The organism is Acinetobacter sp. YH16032, from assembly GCF_013417345.1.
Lineage (GTDB): Bacteria > Pseudomonadota > Gammaproteobacteria > Pseudomonadales > Moraxellaceae > Acinetobacter.
On sequence record NZ_VPEE01000120.1, the window covers coordinates 1 to 1,963 of the forward strand.

The following is a 1,963-nucleotide window of genomic DNA, read 5'->3' on the forward strand; positions in this document are numbered from 1 at the left end:
GCTTACGCGCCTGCGCAATGGCTGCGTCTGGCGCCAGATACCGGCCTCCATCGGAGAAACTGTCCGAGGTTATGTTGACGATGCCGAAAATGATGAGCGATTTATTCATGGGGGCTTCTATAATAATCTCTGTACACGACAAAAATAGATAACTCATTGAAATAATGTCACAATAATTGTTTTCTAACGACGAATACTATGACACATCTCAATGAGTTATATCTTATCTTAAACAAATCTCTAAAATGGAACAAGTCACATTTAAAGTGCTTTGCGCTCATCATGCTTGTGATTATTTTAAAGCAAACATGTAATCTTTCTTCTGCATCTAAAGCCTTGCCCATCAAGTGTTTACCACAATCATTTTATCGACGTATGCAGCGCTTCTTTGCAGGTCAGTATTTTGATTATCGTCAAATTTCTCAGTTGATTTTCAATATGTTTTCATTCGACCAAGTGCAACTGACTTTAGATAGAACCAATTGGAAATGGGGAAAACGAAATATTAATATCCTGATGCTCGCAATCGTTTATCGTGGAATAGCGATACCTATCCTTTGGACATTGCTTAATAAACGTGGAAATTCAGATACGAAAGAGCGTATTGCTTTGATTCAACGCTTTATAGCCATTTTTGGTAAAGACCGTATTGTGAAGGCACTGTTGCAAATAGGCTGACATGATAAGCTAAATATCTTATTTATTTCGAGATACAGCAGATGAATCCCTTCCACGGTCGGCACTTTCAAGGTGAAATCATTCTTTGGGCTGTTCGTTGGTATTGTAAATATGGCATCAGCTATCGTGAACTTCAGGAAATGCTGGCCGAACGTGGAGTGAATGTTGATCACACCACAATTTATCGCTGGGTTCAGCGTTATGCTCCAGAAATGGAAAAACGTTTACGTTGGTATTGGCGTAATCCTACAGATCGACATTTATGGCATCTGGATGAAACTTACGTAAAAGTGAATGGCAAATGGGCATATCTATACCGTGCAGTTGACCAACGTGGCCATACTCTTGATTTCTATCTTTCTGCTAGACGAAATACCCATTCAGCTTATTGTTTTCTTGGAAAAATTTTAAATAATGTGAAGAAGTGGCAAATTCCACAAGTGATCAACACGGATAAAGCACCCACATATGGACGTGCTTTATCACGGTTAAAACGGGAAGGTAAATGTCCACCAGACCTTGAGCACAGGCAGATTAAGTATAAAAATAACGTGATTGAATGTGATCATGGCAAGCTAAAGCGGATCATCAGGGCCACATTAGGATTCAAATCTATGAAGACGGCTTATGCCACAATTAAAGGTATTGAAGTCATGCGTGCACTACGTAAAGGACAAGCATCGTCATTTTATTATGGTCAGCCTCAGGGTGAAGTGTGTCTAATCAACAGGGTTTTCGGTCTCTAAGTACTTTTTAAAGGGAACATCATCGACTCAAATCTCTATTTGCAACAGTGCCCCATGAAGTGCCTGCCTGCGTCTGTTAGCCGAACGCCCCGCGCATGGCGCTCAAATAGCAGGACACCAAGGTTATCCTCCAGCGCTTTCACACGCGCGCTGACGCTCGACTGGCTGATACCAAGTGCCTTGGCCGCATGCCGAAAATTCAGATGCTCGGCGACGGCGATGAACTGAACAAGGGAAATGAGCGGTATCCTGCCAGACAGGATACCGACATTCACGAGGTTTCGATGGTTAGTGCGCCGCATCGGAGCGGGCCTGCTACCAGTCGTCGGTTAGACGACTGGCGACTTCTCGGTGGCAGCCCCACGGAGCCGAAGGAGCACCAGCCCCAACGAAACCAGTACCGCCATCGCCGTGGCGTAACAGATCACGGGCCACGCTGTGTCACCGTTTAAAAGTGCCACCGCCAATGTCCCGACAATGCTGACTATCAGGCTTTGAACGCAGAAGTAGAACGCGACCGCTGATCCCGCGATGTCGTC

2 protein-coding genes and 3 pseudogenes are annotated in these 1,963 nt (G+C 44.5%); 2 read left to right on the forward strand and 3 right to left on the reverse strand.

Annotated features, from left to right (window positions below):
- A pseudogene (locus FTV32_RS16740) lies at positions 1-109 on the reverse strand (dihydropteroate synthase); the annotation flags it as partial.
- A gap of 89 nt (positions 110-198) precedes the next feature.
- On the opposite strand from FTV32_RS16740, the pseudogene FTV32_RS16745 reads away from it, so the two are divergent.
- Together FTV32_RS16745 and FTV32_RS16750 are read left to right on the forward strand one after the other, a co-directional pair.
- Positions 199-654: pseudogene (locus tag FTV32_RS16745) on the forward strand (IS4-like element ISAba1 family transposase); the annotation flags it as partial.
- Positions 655-719: 65 nt separating this feature from the next.
- Positions 720-1,424 (forward strand): IS6 family transposase, encoded by a 705-nt coding sequence (locus FTV32_RS16750; RefSeq protein ID WP_005028420.1) that lies wholly within the window; start codon positions 720-722, stop codon positions 1,422-1,424.
- Positions 1,425-1,459: 35 nt separating this feature from the next.
- On the opposite strand, the gene FTV32_RS16755 is transcribed toward FTV32_RS16750, so the two are convergent.
- Both FTV32_RS16755 and FTV32_RS16760 read right to left on the reverse strand, forming a co-directional pair.
- A complete protein-coding gene (locus tag FTV32_RS16755; protein ID WP_077170324.1) occupies positions 1,460-1,726 on the reverse strand; it encodes a LysR family transcriptional regulator in 267 nt (88 codons plus the stop codon).
- Between the two features lie 27 nt (positions 1,727-1,753).
- Positions 1,754-1,963 (reverse strand): annotated as a pseudogene (locus tag FTV32_RS16760) (CmlA/FloR family chloramphenicol efflux MFS transporter); the annotation flags it as partial.